The sequence below is a fragment of the Microbacterium jejuense genome, from assembly GCF_019511665.1.
Classification (GTDB): domain Bacteria; phylum Actinomycetota; class Actinomycetes; order Actinomycetales; family Microbacteriaceae; genus Microbacterium; species Microbacterium jejuense_A.
This window is the reverse complement of sequence record NZ_JAEUAW010000001.1, coordinates 131,666-151,518: the sequence shown is the minus strand read 5'-3', so window position 1 is coordinate 151,518 and position 19,853 is coordinate 131,666. Positions and strand designations below refer to the sequence as shown.

Sequence of the window (19,853 nt, the reverse complement as noted above, 5' to 3'; positions counted from 1 at the left end):
GCCCCCCGCGATGTCGCCGGCCGCGTCTACTGTGCTCTCATGGCCGAGCGCGTCGAACTGTGGTGGGCCCGGCGCCAGTTCTCCAAGGGCGCCGAGGTGCCGTACCCGGTCGGCCGCTACCGCGAGGCGTGGGCGTCGTTCCCGGCACTCATCCGCCAGTACCATCCCGAGCTCAACGCCGGCATCGCGCTGACCCAGATCCCGCCGGCCGCCGACGTCCTGCTGCTGTGGCAGTGCGAAGCTGGCCACAAGTTCGCCGCCACCCCCGACGAGCAGCGCCATCGGCCCGGCCGCGAACGTCGCCGTTCCGCCTGGTGCCCGGAGTGCTCCGACCTCGCACGGCCCGCCCGCGCGCTGCCGATGCGCGACGTGGTCACCCCGCCCGGTTCGCCCGTGCCCGCCGCGGTCAGCAACCCGGTCGCCCGCGCCGTGCTCCGGCCGCGCCGACCGCCGCGCACCCTGCAGCTGTGCGCGAAGACGCCCGAGCTGCCGACCGGCGAAGCCTTCCTCTCGGACTGCGCGCCGAAGCCGGCGTCCGCGGTCGAGGCGCAGCTGCGCGCCGACGTGTTCGCCCGGCTCGCAGTGACCCCCGGGCTCAACGCCGTCCGCGTGGCACGGCCGTTCTTCGACCACCTCGAGGTGTGGCCCGACATCCTGCTGCCCGAGCTGCGCGTGGCGATCGAGTACGACAGTACCGGCCGCCACGGGCTCGAGCACGTCGGCAAGAAGGAGGACTCCGACCGCCGCAAAGACCGCGCGCTGCGAGCCGCGAAGTGGGAGGTGGTGAGGATCCGCACCGGCAGGCTGCAGCCCCTCGGGCCTCACGACCTGCAGGTCGCCGCCTGGAACGCCAAGACGCTGGACCGGCTCGTCGACACGCTCCGCGAGATCCGCGGACCCCTGCTCGTCGACCCCTACCTCGCGTGAATCGCGGCGGGCCGTCAGAGCGCCGAATCCGCAGGTCGTGCGGAACAGATGCGGGGATAGTGTCGTATTCGAGCGTCGCCGTTCGTGGATGAGGTGTGCGGCCCCTCCGGGTCGCCGCGACCGACGAGCCACGACACGGCTCACGTCCGATGTGAGGAGACGACAATGCCGAAGTATCTGATCGCGTTCAACGACGAGTGGGTGCCGCCGCACACCGCCGAAGAGCTGCAGCGCAAGAGCGAGGCCTCGCGCTCCGTGCTGGAGGACATGACGACCGCCGGCGTCTTCCTCTTCGCCGAAGGAGGGATCGACGCCTCGACGGCGGTGTTCAGCGTCGTGAACAAGGGCGGCGAGCCCGTCTTCACGGACGGGCCGTTCGTGGAGACGAAGGAGCACCTCGGCGGGTTCACCGTCATCGAGGTGCCGGACGACGACGCCGCCCGCTACTGGGCCGGTCGGCTCGCCGTGGCGCTGGACTGGCCGCAGGAGGTGCACCGCTTCCCGTCCGACATGGCGGAGGTCGTCAAGAAGCATGCGGTCACGACCTCGTGACGTGAACCGGGTCGCGACGCGCGGGCCGGTGCGGCACGCCGGGGAGCCGTGACGCGACCGTCCGTCGAGGAGGCCATCGCCCGCGCCCACCGTGAGGAGTGGGCGCGGCTGGTGGCCGGCCTCGCGCGTCGCTTCGACGACCTCGGCCTCGCCGAGGAAGCCGCAGCCGATGCCTATGTCACCGCCCTGGAGCGCTGGCCGCGCGACGGAGTACCGCCGAATCCCGCTGCCTGGCTCACCACCACCGCGACGCGCAAGGCGATAGATCGGCTGCGACGCGAGGCCCGACGAGACGCCAAGCACCAGGCCGCCCACATGCTGTCGGACGACACACCCGCCGAGCCGACCGGACCCGTCGACGACGACCGGCTCCGGCTGGTCTTCACCTGCTGCCATCCCGCACTCGCCATCGAGGCGCGGGTCGCACTGACCCTGCGTCTGCTCGGCGGACTCACGGTCGCCGAGATCGCCCGAGCGTTCCTCGTGCCCGAGACGACGATGGCGCAGCGCATCACGCGCGCGAAGGCGAAGATCAAGGCCGCCCGCATCCCGTACCGCGTGCCGTCCGCGCACGACATCCCCGACCGGCTCCCCGGCGTCCTGGCCGTCGTCTTCCTCATCTTCAACGAGGGATACCTGGCGACCGGCGACCACTCCGCCCTGCGGCCGGATCTCACCGACGAAGCGATCCGCCTCGGCCGCCTGCTGCGCGGCCTTCTCCCTGACGAGGGCGAGGTGACCGGCCTGCTCGCCCTGATGCTCCTCATCGAGGCTCGACGTGCAGCCCGTGTATCGCAGAGCGGCGAGCTCGTGACGCTCGACGAGCAGGACCGCGGCGCGTGGGACCGGAGCCTGATCGAGGAAGGGCACGCCCTCGTCCGCGAGCGGATCGCCGCGTCCGCGGCCGGTGCCGGCACCGTCGGTCGGTATCAGCTGCTGGCCGCGATCAACGCCGTCCACGACGATGCGCCGTCGGCGCGCGACACGGACTGGGCGCAGATCGTCGCACTCTACGATCGGCTCCTCGGGGTCGACGGCTCTCCCGTCGTGCGCCTCAACCGCGCGGTCGCCGTCGCAGAGGTCGACGGCCCGGATGTCGCCTTGGCCGAGGTCGACCGGCTCGGCGACGCCCTCGCCGGATATCACGCCTACCACGCGGCACGCGCCGACCTGCTGCGGCGCCTCGGGCGCAGCGACGAGTCGCGCGCCGCGTACGACGACGCTCTCGGGCTTGCTTCCAACCCCGCCGAGCGGGCGTACCTCACCCGCCGCCGCGACCAGCTCGTGAGGCGGAACGGAGCGTGAGCCCGGTGCGACCGATACGTCAGGCGGGTCCCCTGTGAACGCCGCAGCACCGTCGACACCCCGAGACTTCTTCGCTGGGTCGCCGGAGGGGCTCGCCGTGTACGAGGCGGTTGCGGGCGCGATCGCCGACCTCGGGGCCGCAGAGATCGCGGTGAGCAAGAGCCAGATCGCGTTTCGCCGGCGCAGAGGCTTCGCGTTCGTGTGGCGACCAGGCCAGTATGTGACCAGCGACGTCCCCGCGGTCGTGTCGTTCCGCCTGGCGGAGCGACTGCAGAGTCCTCGAATCAAAGAGGTGGCGCACCCCTCGAAGAACGTATGGATGCACCACATCGAGCTGCGCCGTCCCGACGAGGTCGACGGTGAGCTCCGGCGATGGCTGGCGGCCGCGTACGAGAACGCCGCGTAAGGCTACTGGGCACATCTGGATGGGGAGGCCGTTCGGACGCCGCAGACGCCGGGCGCCCTCAATGTCCGATGGTCGACACCAGTACGCCGCCGTCTGTCGGCAGCACTCGCCAGACGCTGCCGCTGCCTTCGACCCGGAGCCGTCCATCGCCCACGATCAGCGCCGTGCGCTCGTCGATGCCCAGCCCGCCCGCGATGATGCCGGCCTCGACGCCGGCGACCAGTCGCGACAGCATGCCGCGCTGGGCCACGTGCACCTCGATGGCCACGTCGACGAGGCCGATTCCGGCCTCGATCTCCAATTCCTCGCCGGGTTCGTCGGGGTCTTCCGGCGAGACGACCACGCCGCCGATGCGCGAGCCGCCTCCGAACGAACCCTCCGCGGCGATCATCGCTCCGGCCGACACGCCGAGGTACGGCACGCCGCCCGCAACGAGTCGGCGCAACTCGCTGAAGATCGGCTCCAGCCCGGCGCGTACGTCCTCGACGACGCCGCCGCCGACCGCGACGCCGTCGACGTCGGCGATCGCCTCGACCCCGATCGGCGTACCAGGTCGGCCCGCGGTCAGGTGTGCCTCGATCCCGGGATCCGCTCCAGCCTCGGCGAGGAGGTCGCCGAGCGCGGCAGCCTTCTCGTCGGCCTCGGGGTGCAGCGAGATCACGGCGATGCGCGGCCGCGCGCGGCCCTGGTCGGCCGCTCGCTGTGCAGCTTCAGCGACGAAGGGCGCGTACAGAGGTGCGTCCGCGGCAGTGGTCGCGCCGCCGCCGATGAGGTGGACGCTCACGCGACGCTCTCGCTGTCCGGGACTGCGGCCGACGGGGCTGCGTGGCTGAACCGACCGCCGACCCGAATCTTGCGGAGGAATCCGTCGACGCCCTGGACCGCGGCATCCTTCTCGAAGGTCATCCGAGGAGCCTACGGCAGTCGGGTTCACGATCCGGACTGAACCCGCCACGCCACTCTGCCGCAACGCTCTCCACTGTCCGCGGCTGGGGGTAGTTGCGCCGGACTCAGTGGATCGTCTCGCCGCGCGCGAGCATCTCGACGTACTGGGCGACGCGGGCCGCGCGGGTCTCCGGCCGCTTCAGACTGCTGACACGGAACGCCATCGCGAAACGGTTCTGCGCCGACTGCGCGGCGAATGCGGCGGCGATCATCGGGTCCGCGTCGAGTGCCGCCTGCAGCTCGGGCGGGATCTCGCCGTCGCTCTGACGGTAGGCCGCATCCCATCGCCCGTCCGCCTTCGCACGGTCGATCTCCCTGAGGCCCGCGGGCCGCATGCGTCCTTCGTCGATGAGACGGGCGGCGTGCTGCACGTTGACCTTCGACCACACGCCTCGCGGCCTGCGGGGCGTGAAGACCTGCAGGAAGTAGTCGGCATCCAGCGACTGCTTCTGCCCGTCGATCCAGCCGAAGCAGAGTGCGACGTCCAGTGCTTCCGCGTACGTGATCCCCGGCTTGCTCGACGCGACCTTGCGGAGACGCAGCCGCACTCCGTCCGGATCGGGATCGGCCTCCAGCCAGCGCTCCCATTCCTCGACGGAATCGACGTGCAGCTCGGGCTTGGCAGAGGCGGCGACCATGCTCGAACGGTAGACCCTCCCACCGACACCTTCCCGGCGGGTACGACCGGTGTCGGAGAGCTACTTCAGGCCCGAGCGCACGAACGCGTCCACGACGTAGCGCTGGAGGAAGATGTAGATCAGCAGGACCGGGACGCAGGCGAGACCGGCGGCGGCCATGGTCGCACCCCAGTTGTTGCCCTCGGCAGAGAGGAAGCTGCGCACCCCGACCTGGATCAGCGCGTCTCCCTGCCGCATGATGAGCGCCGGCCAGAGGTACTCGTTCCACGCCGAGATGAACCCCATGATGCCCAGCGCCGCGAGCGCGGGCTTCATGTTCGGCACGACGACGGTCCACAGCGTCGACCAGCTGGAGCGGCCGTCGAGCTGCGCGGCCTCCAGCAGCTCGCGCGGGAAGGCGCGCATGTGCTGGACCATCAGCAGCACGGCGAACGCCCCGGCGAGCTGCGGCACGACCACGCCGCCGATGGTCCCGAGCAGTCCCAGCTGAGAGACCAGGAGGTAGTTCGGGATCATCGTCACCTGGAACGGAACCAGCCACGAGCCGATGAACAGGAACATCAGGAACTTGCTGCCGACGAAGTCCCACACGGCGAACCCGTAGGCGGCGAGGACCGCCACGAACAGCTGGACCGCCGCGAGGATCAGCGACATCACGAAGGTGTTCACGAGCATGCTGCCGATCGGCACGGTGTTCCACACGTAGGCGAAGTTCTCGACACTCAGCGGCCACGGCAGCAGCGTCTGATCGAGCGCGTCGCCGGGGGCGCGCAGCGCCGTGGCGAACATCCAGTACACGGGGAAGATGCTGAACAGTGCGAGCGCGATCAGGATGACGTGACCCACGACGACGCCCACGTGGCTGCGAGAGCCGACCGCGAGATCCTCGACCTTGGACTGCAGGGGGTTCGCTCGACCGGTGACGGCGACCGGTGCGGCGACGATGACGAATGCCATGTCGATGATCTCTCAGTTGTCGTAGAAGCTCAGGCGGTCCTGCAGCTCGAGGAACACGAGCGCGATGACGCCGAAGCCGAGGAAGAAGATGACCCCTGCCGCCGAAGAGATCCCGGTGTCGAAGTTCTGGAACCCGAACTGGTACAGCAGGTAGTAGATGTTGGTCGTGGAGTTGGTGGGCCCGCCCTGCGTGAGCAGGTCGATGATCGGGTAGGTCCACTGCGCCGCCAGGAGGATGGTCATGAGCGCGAGGAACACGATCGTCGGCGACAGCAGGGGCAGGGTGATGCGGCGCGTGATGGTGCCGGTTCCGGCGCCGTCGAGCGACGCGGCCTGTCCGTACTCGGGGCTGATGCCGGCGAACCCGGCGGCGACCACGAGCACGCCGAAGCCGAGCATCTGCCAGCCGACGATGACGATGACGGCCCAGATGGCGAGGTCGGCATCCCGGAACACGTTGGGCATGTCGACGCCCATGCCCGCGAGGACCGTCGCGATGGCCCCCTGCTCGGCGAAGAGCCAGCGCCACACGGCGCTGGTCGCGACCGGCGTGACGAGGAACGGGACGAAGATCAGCGCCTGATAGAAGGTGCGCATGCGGCCGCGCACCTGACGTGCCAGCATCGCGATCACGATCGGCAGCACGAGGGAGAAGACCAGGAACGCCGAGACGTAGATGACGGTGTTGACGATCGCGGTGTGCAGCTCGGGCAGCTGCACGACGTCGACGTAGTTGTCGAGGCCGACGAACGTCTTCGGGCTCGTCGGCAGGAGGTTCCAGTCGTAGAACGACAGGAAGAACGTCTGGACCAGGGGGCTGTACGTCCAGATCAGCAGGAGCGCGACCCCGGGCAGGACGTACAGGTAGGGCACGAGCCGGGCGGGGCGGATCCGACGCCGGCGAGGCGTCGGATCCGCAGTGCCGGCGACGGCCCCCGAGGGGGCGGCGACGGTGACGAACATGCGGCGAGCGCTTCCTACTCCTGGACCGACGCGTTGACGGCGGCGAGCTGCTCGTCGGCGCTGAGCTTCATGAACGACTCCAGCATCTCGGGCGTCATCTCGTACACGGTCGGGAACTGCCCGATCGGCACGACCGAATGCAGCACGCGATCGCCGTAGATGTGCACCAGGTTGTACGACTGCGCGCCGTCCTGACCCCGCGCGCCCGGGTACACCACGTTCAGATCCTGCGTGTAGCAGGTGGCCGATGCCACCGAGACCGGCACGCCGGCGAACGTGCTGTGGGTCGAGTAGTGGAGGTGTCCGCCCAGGATGCCGCGCACGTCGGTTCCGGCGATGACCTCGGCGAAGCGGTCCTGGTCCTTGAGCTCGACCAGCGCGAGGAGCCCGAGCGGGCTCGGGACAGGCGGGTGGTGAAGGGCGATCAGGGTGCCGTCGGGCGCGGGCACCTCGAGCTCGTGGCGCAGCCAGTCCAGCTGCTCGTCCGAGATCTCGCCGTAGTGCTGGCCCGGCACGGTGGAGTCGAGGGCGATGATGCGCAGGCCGTTGACGTCGAAGACGCGATCGACGGGCTCGGACTGCTCGCCCTCTTCGTCGAGCAGACCGCGCCGGAACGCGACGCGCTCGTCGTGGTTGCCCATCACCCAGATGACCTGGGCGCCGAGCTTCTCGGCGGCCGGCTCGACGAGCGCCCTGAGCCGCTCGTACGCGTCGGCACGACCGGTGTCGGCGAGGTCGCCGGTGAACACGATCGCCTCGGGGCGCGCGTTCGACTTCGCGAAGCCGTCGAACAGTTCGGCGAGGTTCTTGTCGGAGTCGATGCGCTCGTGCAGCAGGTCGCCGTCGCCGACGAAGTGCGTGTCGGACACGTGCAGGATGAAGTGCTCGGCCGCGGGGTGCTGCGGCTGGATTCCGGTCATGGGTCTCTCCGTTCGGGGTGGGGGTCAGTCGATGAGTGCTGCGGTGAGGCGCTCGAGCTCGGCGTCGGTCAAGCCCCGCGTGCGCAGGTAGGCGGCCATCGAGCCGTGCTGCTGTTCGATGCGCTCCAGCAGAGCCGCCATGATCGGCGCGGGGCTCGCAGTCACCAGCTCGACGATCTCGGGCGTGAGGTCGTGCCCGCGTTCCGTGAAGGCCTGCAGCATCGCGTCGGCCCATTCGCCGCGCAGGTTGTCGGAGGTCTGGGCGTAGTCGGCCACCACCTCGTCGCGGTCGACTCCCGCCGCGCGCAGCGCGAACGCGACCACCAGGCCGGTCCGGTCCTTGCCCGCGGTGCAATGCACCAGCACCGCTTCGTCGTCACCCGCCTCGGCGATCACCCTGATGGCGGCTGCCAGGTGCTCGCCGCGCTCGTCGACCATGTGGTCGTAGATGGGCGCCAGGCCGACGGGGGTGCCCGCCTGCACGGCCGGCGCGGCGTCGTCGAAGACCGGCAGGTGGTGCACACGCGCATCCAGCCCTTCGAGCAGGCTCGGCGCCGTCTCACGCTCGTCCGTGCCGCGCAGATCCACGACATGTGCGATGCCCAGTCCGGCGAGCCGGGCACGCCCGACGTCATCGATCCGGTGCAGGGCGTCGGAGCGGAAGAGCTTGCCCCACCGGCTCGTTCCCGTCGCGGCCCGATAGCCGCCGGTGTCGCGCAGGTTGTACACGCCGGGCACATCGTGCCGGCGCACCGCTTCGGTCAGTGTGTCGTCGGCGGTCATTTGATCAGCTCCTGGGCACGGTCTGCGGCATCCGTCATCGCGTCCTGCGCGTCGGCACCGTAGAAGATCGACTCCTCGATGGCGGTCGCGAGCACCTGATCGACCTGGGCATAGCTGTCGCCGGGGTACGACACCCATGGCTCGAGGTCGTCCAGCTGCGCGAGGTTCGGCTTGACGAGCGGGTTCTGCTCGACCCAGTCGTACAGCGGGCCACCCTCCTCGGTGAGCGACGTGCGCAGCGGCAGGTAGCCGATCTCGGTGGAGATGAGCTCGTACGCGCGCGGGCTCGTCATCCACTGCATGAGCTCCCAGGCGGCCGCCTGCTTGGCGGGGTCGCTCGCGAACATCGCGAGGAACGAACCCGAGTTCGTCGGCACCACGGGCTGGTCGCCGAAGGCCGGCAGAGGGCGGGCGTCGAGCGTCCATCCACCCGCCTGAGCGCCCTGCATGAAGGCACCCTGCAGCGCCGACGTGTTGACGTGGATCGCCGTCTTGCCCTGCGCGAACGCCTCGTACTGCGAGGTGGAGTCCTCGTTGGTGAGGATGCCGTCGTCGTACATGTCGCGGAACACCTGCACGGTGTCGATCGCCTGGTCGGAGCCGAACTCGATCGTCGTGCGGTCGTCGCTCAGCACCTGGGCGTCGTTGGAGCGGAACAGGCCCTGCATGCACCAGCTGCCGCCGGTGACGACGCACGTGACGCTCATCGAGGGTGCGCCGGTCGAGGCCGTGATCTGCTCGGCGGCGGCGGCGACGGCATCCCAGCTCGAGAGGTCGACCGTCGCCGGGTCGAGACCGGCCGCTTCGAACTTCGCCTCGTCGATCCACAGGATCGGAGTCGAGAAGACGTAGGGCAGGCCGTAGGTCTGGCCGTCCCAGTCCGCCAGCGTGCGGGCGCGTTCGTGGTACGGGTACTCACCGCCGAACTCCTCGTCGAGGCCGTCCTGGCCGACGAGGGCGGTGAGGTTCTGTGCGCCGAGGGTGGTGGCGGCGAAGTCGAGCTCGTTGAACGTCAGCTGGGCGACGTCGGGCGGGTCGCCCGCGAGCACCTGCTTCTGCACGCTCGCCGCGGTGCCGCTCGCCGAGTCGCTGGGCTGGCCGACGACCGTGATGTTGGGGTGCTCGGTCATGAACTCGTCGAGCAGCGTGTTGATCGTGTCGGACCAGATGCCCGCGTTGCTGAGGTTGTAGGACTCGAAGGTGATCTCGACCTTCTGGTCGTCGTCGAGCGGGGCCAGTCCGGCGGCGGGGGCCGCGCCGGTCGCTGCAGCTCCGGCGCAGCCGCTGAGGGCGGCGATGCCGAGAGCGGCGACCGCCGCAAGACCCGCACGGCGGGTTCGGGTGTTCATGTCGTGGTTCTCCTGTTTCGGGTGGGCGGGGACGGAATGGTCAGGCGGTGAGAAGCGGCTCGGAGCGGCTGGTGAGGGATGCCGCGGCGGCCGGTTCGGCCGTCGGCTCGGCGCTCTCGCGGGCGGCGCCCACCGCATCGGCGGCGGTCTCGGCGACCCATTCGAGGCGGCGGCCGGAGGCGCGGTCGAAGAGGTGCACGTGCTCCGCGGCGGCGCGCAGGGTGAGCTGTTCGCCGACCGAGACGCGCACGTCGCGGGAGGTGCGCATGTGGATGCGCGAGCGGCCGGTGCTGAAGGTGAGGATCTGCTCGCCGCCCAGGTTCTCGACGATCTCGACGGTGCCGTCGAGCAGGATTCCGTCGTGCTCGTCCGACAGTGCGGCGATCTCGAGGTGCTCGGGACGGATGCCCACGACGACGTCGAGGTCGTCGGTGTCACCGGGCCAGAGGTCACCTGCCAGTCCCGTGCCCGACAGCGACACGATCCCCTCGCGCCCGATGACCTGCGCCTCGAGGAGGTTCATCGCCGGGCTGCCGAGGAAGCCGGCGACGAACACCGACTCAGGGCAGTCGTACACCTCCTCGGGGCTGCCGAACTGCTCGATGGCGCCGGCGTTCAGCACGACGATCTTCGTGGCCATCGTCATGGCCTCGACTTGGTCGTGCGTGACGTAGACGAAGGTGGCGCCGAGGCGGCGGTGCAGTGCGGTCAGCTCGTGGCGCGTCTGCGTGCGCAGCTTCGCGTCGAGGTTCGAGAGCGGCTCATCCATGAGGAAGGCCTTGGGGTTGCGCACGAGCGCGCGCCCGACGGCCACGCGCTGCCGCTGGCCGCCCGAGAGCTCCTTGGGCTTGCGGTCCAGCAGGTGGCCGATCTCCAGCGAGTCGGCGACGTCCTGCACACGACGCTCGATCTCGTCCTTGCCCAGGTGCTGCACCTTGAGCGGGAAGGCGAGGTTCTTGCGCACGCTGAGGTGCGGGTAGAGCGCATAGCTCTGGAACACCATCGCGAGGTCGCGCTTCTTCGACGGAAGCTCGGTGATGTCGACGCCGTCGAGCAGGATGCGGCCGGTCGTCGGCTCGAGCAGACCGGCGATCATCCGCAGCAGCGTGGTCTTGCCGCAGCCCGATGGTCCGAGCAGGACGACGAACTCGCCGTCCTCGATCGTCAGGTAGATGTCACGGACGGCAGCGGTGCTCTTGAAGGTGCGCCCGATGCCCGAGAGCTGGATCGTGCCCATGAGTCGCTTTCTGCAAGCGACTTACCTGGCGGGACCTTCCCGTGAAATTCGCTTGCCTGGCGATTCAAAGCCGGGAAAGTGAATTGCGGGCGAACTCGGCGCCAACGTCAGACGGTTTCACCGCGAACATCCGAGGCCGCGTCCGGATCGTCACCGGACTCGACCGGCCCGTCCGCAGTCTCTTCGGCGACGATGCCCAGCACCTCGTCGCGCACGGCGGCCTGCGCATGCTCCGCGACGTCGGTCATGCGCTCGGCCACGGCGATCTGGAGAGCCGTGAGGAGCAAGAGCTGCACGAGGCCGCTGCCCAGCGTCCCCCTGTCCCACGATTGGAACCGGGCCCCTCCGACCAGGAGCAGGTCCGCGTACTCGGCAATGGGCGCGCGGGCGAACCCCGTGACGCCGATGACCGTGGCCCCTGCGTCGGCTGCTGCGGCCGCCGACGCCAGCGTGACGGAGTTCGCGCCGCTCGAGCTCACGACCAGACACACATCGCCCTCGCCGAGCACGCTCGCCGTCAGCTGCTGCACGACGCCGTCGATCGGCGCCTCGCACGAGCGCCCGTTCATGATGAAGTTGACGGCGACGGCCTGCGCCGCCGGATGCGACCCGCCGGTGCCGACGACGAGGACCCGCCGCGCACCGGCGATGGCGTCCGCAGCCGCGTCGAAGATCTCGGCATCGACGGAGGCCAGCGAGCTGCGGATGAGCCCGGCCGCACCGTCGGCGAGCGTGTGAAGCCATCCCTCGGTTCCCTGAGGTCTGGCCTCTTCGTCCTGCGCGGCGGCGCCGAGATCACGGATGAGCAGCATCCGCATGTGCTGGAATCCGCGGAAGCCCAGCGCCTGGCTGGTGCGGCTGACGGTTGCGGCCGACGTGCCCGCAGCCTCGGCGAGATCGGCACCCGACATGTCGACGACCTCCTGCGGTCGCTCCGCGCAGATGCGGGCGACGCGCTGCGCGCTCGGCACGAGCGAAGGCAGCACAGAGAGGATGTGGTCGATGGTCCCGCCGACGGGCGGTTCGGCGACGTGCGAATACATGCTGTCGGGTCTACCACGCCGCGATCACGCGGGGAGCACGACACCCATCGCGTCCAGCGCGAGGCGCGCCTGCTCGACCTGCAGGAACTCCGGCTCGACGAGGTCGTGCGGCGCGCGGAAGAACGGGAGCGCTCCACTCTCGTCGATGACGTACTCCACGACGCCGAGCTGGATGAGGCCGGGTCCGACGATGTCGGCACTGACGGCGCCGCGGTGCACGAAGGCGGTCGACGGGGCCGATACGACCGGGACCCCGTCGCGGAAGGTGAGGGCGTAGTGGTGCAGGTGCCCGCTGCCGTACGCGCGCACGTCGAGAGCAGCCAGCGCGGACTCCAGCCGGGGCAGCGACTGCGGCCCCACCGAGAGGCGCGGGTCCTGCAGCTCCGGCCTGAGCGCCCACACGGGCTTGTGCGTGAAGAAGAGTGCGGGGCGCGGGCCGACCAGCGCCGGGAGGGCGTCGATCCATTCCCACTGCTCGTCCTCCTCGGGCAGTCCGGAGTCGAACAGTTCGCTGTTCACGCCGATCACGACCCAGTCGCCGACCTCTTCGACGAAGCGATCCTCGCCGAAGTGGGCGCGGAAGGCGGCGACGCGCTCGCTCGTGACGGGACGGTCACCGAACGGCTCCTCTCCCGGCTCGCCCACGTCGTGATTGCCCGGCAGCACGCGCAGGGGCGCCGCGATGCCGGCGAGCACCTCACGTGCCGCCACGCGGTCTCGATCCTCGTCGGGGTCGAGGATGGTGACGTCGCCGCTGTGAACCACGAAGTCCGGCTGCAGCGCGTTGACGAACTCCACGACCCGCACCGCGTTGTCGGTCGGCGAGCCGCCGAGGTGGCTGATGTGGGTGTCCGAGATCTGGACGATCTTCATGGGTGCTCCAATGCGTAGACAGGATGCCGCAACCGCTCGTCGGCGGACGGACGATGCCGCCACGGTAGGCGGCACGAGCGACGGCTCCGAGAACGTCCGGTGAATTGCGCGTACACGATCCGGCGATGCCAGGAAACTGGCTTCCTTCGCATCCTCTGCGACGGCAGGTGACCCGCTCACACCTGTGTCGGTCCCGCCAGGATGGTCGTATGGAAGATGTCGAAGTGATCGTCGCCCACTCCCAACGGGCGACCCTGCGCGTCGGCGACGTCTTCCTGAAGGTCGACAACAACCCGGCGCACGCCGAGGTCGAGATGAAGGCGATCTCCGTGGCGCCGATCCCCACCCCAGCCGTGCTCTGGCACAGGCCGCCGGTGCTCGCGATCACCGCCGTGCCCGGCGAGGCGCTCGGCGTCCTCGGCGAACCGTCCACGGCGTCGAAGGCGGCGTGGGCAGCAGCGGGTGCCGCCATCCGGAAGCTGCACGACGCGCCGCTTCCACCCTGGCCGGGACGAAGCCTGCACGACGTGGTCGCGGAGCTGGAGACGGAGTGCTCCTGGCTGCTCGACAACGCCGTGCTGCCCGCCGAGACGATCCGCCGGAACCGCGAGATCGCCCAGGCAGCACTCCGGCCATGGAAACCGCGGTTCATCCACGGAGATCTGCAGATCACTCACGTGTTCGTCGAAGGCGACGAGGTCACCGGCGTCATCGACTGGTCCGAAGCGGGCCCCGGCGATCCCATGTTCGACCTTGCGACCCTCACCCTGGGACACGAGGAACGCCTCGATGACCTGCTCGCCGGGTACGGCGACGATGCCGACCGGAGCGTCATCCGCGCGTGGTGGTCGCTACGCAGCCTGGTCGCATCCCGTTGGCTCATCGAGCACGGGTTCGATCCCGACGCGCCGGGTTGCGAGTTCGACGTGCTCAGATCCCGCATGCGGGACTCCTGAACTGCGCGCGCCCTGCCGAGTACGCTGGGCTTCGCGCACGGAAGAAGGGACTTCCTCATGGAAGATTCGACGAGCGAGCAGGCAGGGATCAGCCCGGCTGAGTTCCATCGTGCGCCGGGTGTGTCGGACTGGCGGGTGACGGCAACCGGGCCCCAGGCGGTCTTCGCCGCCGATTCGCTCACCGAGGCAGCGGCGCTCGTGGCTCCCGTCGTCGCCGCGGCCGAACGCTGCGGCATCCGTCCCGACATCGACGTGCGCCCGGAGGGCGTGATCGTACGCGTCCCGCCCCGCGATCCCGTCGGCATCCCTGCGCGCGCCGCGGAGTTCGCCGTCATCGTCTCGCGCGCCGCGCGCGACCTCAACATGGTGGCGGATCCCTCGCGCGTCCAGTCGGTGGGCGTCTATGTCGCCCAGCACTCGGGCGCCGACGTGCGCCCCTTCTTTCTCGCCGCGTTGGGGTACGAAGAACTCGGCGACACCGATGCGGTCGACCCGCTGCGCAGCGGCCCGCCGCTCGCCTTCAACCCGATCGCCGGCGATGTTCCGTCGCGAGGCCGGACGCACTTCGATGTCTTCGTGCCGGCCGATCAGGCGCAGGAGCGGGTGGATGCCGCACTCGCCGCTGGCGGCCGGCTCGCCGACGATTCGCACGCGCCGATGTGGTGGTCGCTCGCGTCACCCGACAACCACGGCGTCGACATCGCCGCCTGGACCGACACGTACGACTGACGGACGTCTCAAGCAAGAGGCGGACGATGCACTGACACGACTTCCGCCACCGCGGCCCCTGGCAGATGGTTCTTACAAGTTGGCAGCTCAAGACCGCCCCAGAAAACACGAAAGCCCGCGGGATTCCGCGGGCTTTCAATGCTTACTGTCTCAACACAGTGCGCGCCCGAAGGGACTCGAACCCCTAACCTTCTGATCCGTAGTCAGATGCTCTATCCATTGAGCTACGGGCGCATGTCGTTCGCTCTCGCGCACAACGTCGTCAAGAATACCTCACGCCCCGGTTCGGCGCGAATCGAGACGGGATGCCGGAATCCCGGGCGTGTCCGGCGGTCTCGGCGCCCGCGTCAGAGCCCGGCGGCGTCCAGCGCGCGCAGCTGCCGCTGGAGCGCCACACGCCGGTACGAGGTGTCGATGAGCTCGGCGAGGAGGGTCCAGTCGCCGGCATCCACGTCCACACGGAGGGCGAGCCAACCGGAGGCTCCCTCGTACGGCGGGATGAAGACGTCGTCGCGCTCGAGCAGTGCGGGACGCTCCAAGTCGTCGGGGAGGAACAGCACGGCGGGGTCGGGGCCGACGCCGACGATCGCGAACTGCCGCTTGCCCGCGCGGAAGGTGCAGCGGCCGTGCGAGATCGCCTCGACCGCCTCGGGGTACGGCAGGCACAGGGAGCGCACCCGCACCGGGAGCGGGTGGTCGGGCGGGAACCACATCGCATGCGTCGGAGCCTCGTCCACGAGGGCGAGGGTACGCCAACCGCGGGCGACCGTCAGCCGTCGAGCTCGCTGACGTCGATGCCCGAGACGCGCGGCGACGGCGTGACGACCGGTGCCGGGTCACCAGACTCGGACGCCTCGGACTCTTCGGCCCGACGTTTGTGGGCGGCCAGGCGCGGCAGGTCGACGAGACGGATCGACTGCATGCGGGCCGCGCGCATGCGCTCGTAGTCGGGGTCCAGGTCGGCGCGCATGCCCTCGACCTGCAGCCGGCGCTGCAGGTTGGCCTCGACGTCGCCCCACGCCGCGTCGCGCGACTGCTCGATGAGCGTGCGGACGACGTGCGGATCGTCGGCCATGCGGCGCAGCGCCTGCGCGACGCCGGCGTACTGCTTGCCCCGCTTGCGCAGATTGCGGGTGTCGCGATCGCGGTAGTCGTGGGTGCCGTCGGGGTCGGTGAACTTGCCCCACGCCTTCTTGCGCTGGCGCTTGACCAGCTCGGCAGCAGCGGCCTGCTCGTCGGCCAGCGCGATCAGGGTCTCGTGCGCGAACGGCACGAACCGCGAGACCTCGAAGGGCTCGTCGTTCGCGATGGTGTCGACGAGGATGCGGTTGCGGATCGACAGGCGCGCGGCGGCGGACGCGATGGACACCCCCTCGGCGATCGCCTCTGCGGTCTTGCCCATCACACCTCCCGTAAAGAGGCTAGCGTCCGCGGGCGGCTTCCGAGTCAGCGAGAATCGTAGGCGCGATCGTCGACGGGGACGATCCGGAGCAGGAGGCTTCACATGACGAGACGGCGAGCCCTGGCTGTGCGCGGGCGCACCACCGTCATCACCGGTGCGGCGGCGGGCATGGGGGCCGACGTCGCGCGTCAGCTCGCGGTACGCGGCGCGCACGTCGCGCTCGTGGACCGCAACGCCGAAGGCCTCGCCGACGTCGCGGCGAGCCTGGCGGGCAGCGGCCACACGACGCACGCGGTCGACCTCGCCGACGACGCGGCGGTGGCCGCCGCGGCCGCGGAGGTGGAGGCATCCCATCCGCACGTCCAGGCCCTCATCACGTGCGCCGGATCGTCGATGCTCGGCGACATCGGGCAGCTCACGATGGCCGAGATGCGCTGGCTCATGGACGTGAACCTGTGGGGCACGGTCAACATCACGCAGGCGCTGCTGCCGGCGCTGCAGCGCGAGCCGGCCGCGCACATCACGCATCTGGTGTCGATCTACGGCCTGGCCGCGCCGGCCGGGCGCATCCCGTACGCCATGAGCAAGTTCGCCGTGCGCGGCTTCACCGAGGCGCTGCGGCACGAGCTCGAGCGCACCACCGTGTCGGTCGGCGCCGTGTACCCCGCAGGCGTCAAGACCGGCATCATCCTGCGCGGGCGGTACGCGGCGGCGATCGACCCCGCGGTGGCCCAGCGGGCCGCCGAGGCCCAGGCGGCGATGTACCACACGGAGCCCGAGGACGCCGCGGCGCACATCGTCGAGGCGACGATCCGGCGCCGGCCCCGCATCCTGATCGGGCGCGAGGCGCGACTGGTCGACGTGCTCACCCGCATCACGCCGACGCACTACTGGGTCCCGATGCGCCGCCCGCTGCGCGACGCGATCGATACGCGCACGCCCGTGCACTAGCAAGCGCGCGGGCGCGATGCAACCCCCGTCGTCCCACCGGCGTCTCGCCGTACGGTGAATGGACCACCCCACGAGAGGAGCGACCGATGGGATTCATGGACGACGCCAAAGAAACCGCGGAAGCCGTCGGCGAGAAGCTGAAGGACGCGTGGGAGGACACCACCGATCGGATCGGCGACAAGGTCGACGAGATGAAGGCGGATGCCGACGTCAAGAAGGCTGAGGCCGAGCGCGACTCGGTCAAGACCCGCAACGACATCAAGGAAGACCTGCGCGACGACCACTGATCCGCAGACGACGAAGGCGGAGCCGACCGGGGGGCCGGCTCCGCCTTCGTCATGCGGGGCTCTGCGGAGCGTGCCGCGGGCTCAGGCGATGGCCGCGATGCGCCACGAGGCGGTGGTGGATGCCTCGGGCTCCAGCACGATGAGACCGGCGTCGTAGTCGTACGAGGCCGCGTTGAACGCGTCGGGCGCGCACGTCATCGGCTCGACCGCGAGTCCCAGCCGGCTCTGCGCGGGCTCGGGCTTGTCGGCGGTGTGGACCTGCACCCACGGGCACGCGGCATCCCACGTCATCTCGACACCGGAGCCCGTGGCATCCGTCAGCCGCACCGTGGCGAAGCCCTCGGCGTCGCGGATGAGGCCGGTGTACGCGTGGTCGATCTCGGCGGCGCCGATCGTGCGGGCCTCGCGGAAGTCGAAGCGCTGCGGGTCGTCGGCGTCGACCGGGCCGAGGGCGACCGGATTCAGGCGGTCGGGGGTGACCGAGAGCACCTCGGCGGCGGGCAGTTCCAGCGTCCAGCCGTCGACGTGCCCCTCGCCCGCGACGAGGTACGGGTGCGGACCGGTGCCCCACGGCGCGGGTGCGTCGCTCTCGTTGGTCGCCGTGACCGACTGGGTCAGGCCGTCGGGGCCGAGCGCGAACGTCGTCGTCACGACCAGTCGCCACGGGTAGAACGTGGACGGCTGGATGACGGCGGCCAGCGTGACGTGGTCGGGCCCCTTGTCGATCGCCTCGAAGTCCAGCCACGTGGCCAGGCCGTGCAGCGCGTGCGAGCGCGCGGGCTCGGTGAGCGGCAGCTGGAAGTCCTGCCCGCCGAACGAGTACCGCCCGTCGACGACGCGGTTGGGCCAGGGCGCGAGTGTCGCGCCGCGGTGGGCGGGGCGCACCTCGTCGGCCTCGAACGGTACCACGAGGTCGCGACCGCGGTACGTGAGCGAGCGGAGCGTCGCGCCGACGCTCGCCACGACGGCTTCGTAGTCGCCGGCGCGCAGGGCGTGCTGGGTTCCGGATGCGGGGGGACGTGCCATACAGGGCTCCTTGCAGGTGAGGGGATGCCGCTGACCAGAGTAGCGGTGCGGTTACAGGCCCTGCGCGAGGCGGTAGTAGGCCTGGTTCCACCGCAGCTCGCGCTGGAAGCCGCGCACCGTGGTGTCGTCGTCGATCACGACGAGCTCGGTGCCGGCGATCTCGGCGAAGTCGCGGAACACCTCGATGCCCACCGCTGTCGTCATGACGGTGTGGTGGGCGGCCCCGGCGGCCAGCCAGCAGGCGGCGCTGGTGGCGAAGTCGGGCGCCGGCTTCCACACGGCCCGGCCGACCGGCAGCTTCGGCAGGTCGGGCGCGTCGACGTTCTCGACGACGTTGGCCACGAGCCGGAACCGGTCGCGCATGTCGCTCATCGCCACCACCAGCGCGGGGCCGGGGTCTGCGGTGAAGACGAGGCGCACCGGGTCGTCCTTGCCGCCGATGCCGAGCGCGTGCACCTCCAGGCGGGGCTTGGCGGTGGTCAGCGACGGCGACACCTCGAGCATGTGGGCGCCGAGGATCTTCTCGTCGCCGGCCACCAGGTCGTACGTGTAGTCCTCCATGAGGCTGGCACCGCCCGGGAGCCCCTCGCCCATGACGTTCGCGATGCGCACGAGGATCGCGGTCTTCCAGTCGCCCTCGGCGCCGAAGCCGTAGCCCTCGGCCATCAGCCGCTGCACGGCGAGACCCGGCAGCTGCTTCAGCGCGCCGAGGTCCTCGAACGAGGTCGTGAAGGCGCCGAAGCCCCCCTCCTCCAGGAACGAGCGCAGGCCGAGCTCGATCGCCGCGCCGTCGCGCAGCGACTGGTGCCGCTCGCCGCCCGGTCGCAGCTCGTCGGCCACGTCGTACTCAGCCAGGTACACGTCGACCAGGGCGTCGATGTCGGCGTCGCTTGCGGCATCCACCGCTTCGACGAGCTCGTTGACACCCCACGTGTTCACCTGAACGCCGAACCGCAGCTCGGCCTCGGTCTTGTCGCCCTCGGTGACGGCGACGTAGCGCATGTTGTCGCCGAAGCGCGCGAGCTTGAGCGAGCGGGATGCCGCCCACCCGGCCGCCGCGCGCTGCCAGTCCTCGACCTGCTGACGCACTGAGAGGTTCGACACGTGGCCGACGACCGTCTTGCGGGCGACACCGAGGCGGGTCTGGATGTACCCGAACTCCCGGTCGCCGTGCGCGGCCTGGTTGAGGTTCATGAAGTCGAAGTCGATGTCGGCCCACGGCAGCTCGACGTTGGCCTGCGTGTGCAGGTGCAGCAGCGGCTTCTGCAGGGCGTCGAGCCCGGCGATCCACATCTTGGCGGGGCTGAACGTGTGCATCCACGCGATCACGCCGATGACCTCGTCGCGCGCGTTGACGTCGAGCGCGAGGCGGCGGATCGAGTCGGAGTCCTTCAGCACCGGCTTCCAGACGACCTTGACGGGCAGGCCGTCGAGACCGGCCGCCACGGCCTGGGACTGCTCGGCGACCTGGCGCAGGGTCTCTTCGCCGTACAGGGTCTGGCTGCCGGTGACGAACCAGATCTCGTACGCGTCGAGGCTGGTCGAGAGGGGGGTACGGGTCATTTCTCAGTTCTTTCTGTAGGGACCGGTCGTCGAGCGAGCGG

General features: G+C 70.2%; 23 protein-coding genes and 1 tRNA gene. 8 read left to right on the top strand and 16 right to left on the bottom strand.

From position 1 onward, the window contains the following. Positions 1 to 39 precede the first annotated feature (39 nt). From JNB62_RS00630 to JNB62_RS00615, 4 genes are all read left to right on the top strand, one after another. Positions 40 to 927 (top strand): zinc-ribbon domain-containing protein, encoded by an 888-nt coding sequence (locus tag JNB62_RS00630; protein WP_220298943.1) that lies wholly within the window; start codon positions 40 to 42, stop codon positions 925 to 927. 165 nt (positions 928 to 1,092) lie between these two features. Continuing rightward, complete coding sequence (locus JNB62_RS00625; protein ID WP_220298942.1) at positions 1,093 to 1,479, top strand: YciI family protein; 387 nt, start codon at positions 1,093 to 1,095, stop codon at positions 1,477 to 1,479. Between the two features lie 48 nt (positions 1,480 to 1,527). Next, positions 1,528 to 2,784, top strand: a complete 1,257-nt coding sequence (locus JNB62_RS00620; RefSeq protein WP_220298941.1) for an RNA polymerase sigma factor — start codon at positions 1,528 to 1,530, stop codon at positions 2,782 to 2,784. A 34-nt stretch (positions 2,785 to 2,818) separates the two neighbouring features. After that, positions 2,819 to 3,190: a DUF5655 domain-containing protein gene (locus JNB62_RS00615; RefSeq protein ID WP_220298940.1), complete on the top strand. Its 372-nt coding sequence runs from the start codon at positions 2,819 to 2,821 to the stop codon at positions 3,188 to 3,190. 58 nt (positions 3,191 to 3,248) lie between these two features. Here the strand turns inward: JNB62_RS00615 and JNB62_RS00610 are convergent, their stop codons facing one another. The 11 genes from JNB62_RS00610 to JNB62_RS00565 all read right to left on the bottom strand — a co-directional run bounded on the left by JNB62_RS00610 (position 3,249) and on the right by JNB62_RS00565 (position 12,898). After that, entirely contained in the window at positions 3,249 to 3,974 is a 726-nt protein-coding gene (locus tag JNB62_RS00610) for a Type 1 glutamine amidotransferase-like domain-containing protein (protein WP_220298939.1), read from the bottom strand. After that, positions 3,971 to 4,096, bottom strand: a complete 126-nt coding sequence (locus tag JNB62_RS19345; RefSeq protein ID WP_262985897.1) for a hypothetical protein — start codon at positions 4,094 to 4,096, stop codon at positions 3,971 to 3,973. The genes JNB62_RS00610 and JNB62_RS19345 overlap by 4 nt, the downstream gene beginning before the upstream one ends. Positions 4,097 to 4,200: 104 nt before the next feature. After that, positions 4,201 to 4,773 (bottom strand): YdeI/OmpD-associated family protein, encoded by a 573-nt coding sequence (locus JNB62_RS00605; RefSeq protein WP_220298938.1) that lies wholly within the window; start codon positions 4,771 to 4,773, stop codon positions 4,201 to 4,203. Between the two features lie 60 nt (positions 4,774 to 4,833). Next, positions 4,834 to 5,730: a carbohydrate ABC transporter permease gene (locus JNB62_RS00600; protein ID WP_220298937.1), complete on the bottom strand. Its 897-nt coding sequence runs from the start codon at positions 5,728 to 5,730 to the stop codon at positions 4,834 to 4,836. Between the two features lie 12 nt (positions 5,731 to 5,742). Further along, positions 5,743 to 6,693, bottom strand: a complete 951-nt coding sequence (locus JNB62_RS00595; RefSeq protein ID WP_220298936.1) for a carbohydrate ABC transporter permease — start codon at positions 6,691 to 6,693, stop codon at positions 5,743 to 5,745. Between the two features lie 14 nt (positions 6,694 to 6,707). Further along, on the bottom strand, positions 6,708 to 7,613 hold the full coding sequence (locus JNB62_RS00590) for a phosphodiesterase (RefSeq protein ID WP_220298935.1): 906 nt from the start codon (positions 7,611 to 7,613) through the stop codon (positions 6,708 to 6,710). Between the two features lie 24 nt (positions 7,614 to 7,637). Further along, complete coding sequence (locus tag JNB62_RS00585; RefSeq protein WP_220298934.1) at positions 7,638 to 8,396, bottom strand: tyrosine-protein phosphatase; 759 nt, start codon at positions 8,394 to 8,396, stop codon at positions 7,638 to 7,640. Beyond that, positions 8,393 to 9,745 carry an ABC transporter substrate-binding protein gene (locus JNB62_RS00580; protein ID WP_220298933.1) on the bottom strand — a complete coding sequence of 451 codons (1,353 nt, stop codon included), beginning with the start codon at positions 9,743 to 9,745 and terminating at the stop codon, positions 8,393 to 8,395. The genes JNB62_RS00585 and JNB62_RS00580 overlap by 4 nt, the downstream gene beginning before the upstream one ends. Before the next feature lie 40 nt (positions 9,746 to 9,785). Beyond that, a complete protein-coding gene (locus JNB62_RS00575) occupies positions 9,786 to 10,982 on the bottom strand; it encodes an ABC transporter ATP-binding protein (RefSeq protein ID WP_220298932.1) in 1,197 nt (398 codons plus the stop codon). Between the two features lie 107 nt (positions 10,983 to 11,089). Continuing rightward, on the bottom strand, positions 11,090 to 12,025 hold the full coding sequence (locus JNB62_RS00570) for a MurR/RpiR family transcriptional regulator (RefSeq protein WP_220298931.1): 936 nt from the start codon (positions 12,023 to 12,025) through the stop codon (positions 11,090 to 11,092). A 24-nt stretch (positions 12,026 to 12,049) separates the two neighbouring features. Then, positions 12,050 to 12,898, bottom strand: coding sequence for a metallophosphoesterase family protein (locus JNB62_RS00565; RefSeq protein WP_220298930.1), 849 nt, complete (start codon positions 12,896 to 12,898; stop codon positions 12,050 to 12,052). 167 nt (positions 12,899 to 13,065) lie between these two features. On the opposite strand from JNB62_RS00565, the gene JNB62_RS00560 reads away from it, so the two are divergent. Next, positions 13,066 to 13,854: a phosphotransferase family protein gene (locus JNB62_RS00560; protein ID WP_308291690.1), complete on the top strand. Its 789-nt coding sequence runs from the start codon at positions 13,066 to 13,068 to the stop codon at positions 13,852 to 13,854. Positions 13,855 to 13,911: 57 nt separating this feature from the next. After that, positions 13,912 to 14,583, top strand: a complete 672-nt coding sequence (locus JNB62_RS00555; RefSeq protein WP_220298929.1) for a VOC family protein — start codon at positions 13,912 to 13,914, stop codon at positions 14,581 to 14,583. 161 nt (positions 14,584 to 14,744) lie between these two features. On the opposite strand, the gene JNB62_RS00550 is transcribed toward JNB62_RS00555, so the two are convergent. From JNB62_RS00550 to JNB62_RS00540, 3 genes are all read right to left on the bottom strand, one after another. Continuing rightward, positions 14,745 to 14,817: transfer RNA gene (locus JNB62_RS00550), tRNA-Arg, on the bottom strand. A gap of 113 nt (positions 14,818 to 14,930) precedes the next feature. After that, complete coding sequence (locus tag JNB62_RS00545) at positions 14,931 to 15,320, bottom strand: MmcQ/YjbR family DNA-binding protein (protein ID WP_308291689.1); 390 nt, start codon at positions 15,318 to 15,320, stop codon at positions 14,931 to 14,933. A gap of 32 nt (positions 15,321 to 15,352) precedes the next feature. Then, a complete protein-coding gene (locus JNB62_RS00540) occupies positions 15,353 to 15,985 on the bottom strand; it encodes an asparagine synthase (protein ID WP_220298928.1) in 633 nt (210 codons plus the stop codon). 102 nt (positions 15,986 to 16,087) lie between these two features. Between JNB62_RS00540 and JNB62_RS00535 the strand changes: the two genes are divergently transcribed. Beyond that, the gene (locus JNB62_RS00535; protein ID WP_220298927.1) at positions 16,088 to 16,936 is read left to right on the top strand and encodes an SDR family NAD(P)-dependent oxidoreductase; all 849 of its coding nucleotides are present in this window, start codon (positions 16,088 to 16,090) and stop codon (positions 16,934 to 16,936) included. Between the two features lie 86 nt (positions 16,937 to 17,022). Next, positions 17,023 to 17,223: a hypothetical protein gene (locus JNB62_RS00530; RefSeq protein WP_220298926.1), complete on the top strand. Its 201-nt coding sequence runs from the start codon at positions 17,023 to 17,025 to the stop codon at positions 17,221 to 17,223. 81 nt (positions 17,224 to 17,304) lie between these two features. Here JNB62_RS00530 and JNB62_RS00525 read toward each other — a convergent pair whose 3' ends face one another. Next, positions 17,305 to 18,249, bottom strand: coding sequence for an aldose 1-epimerase family protein (locus JNB62_RS00525; protein ID WP_220298925.1), 945 nt, complete (start codon positions 18,247 to 18,249; stop codon positions 17,305 to 17,307). Positions 18,250 to 18,300: 51 nt separating this feature from the next. Next, positions 18,301 to 19,812, bottom strand: coding sequence for an L-arabinose isomerase (araA, locus tag JNB62_RS00520; protein ID WP_220298924.1), 1,512 nt, complete (start codon positions 19,810 to 19,812; stop codon positions 18,301 to 18,303). Positions 19,813 to 19,853 lie beyond the last annotated feature (41 nt).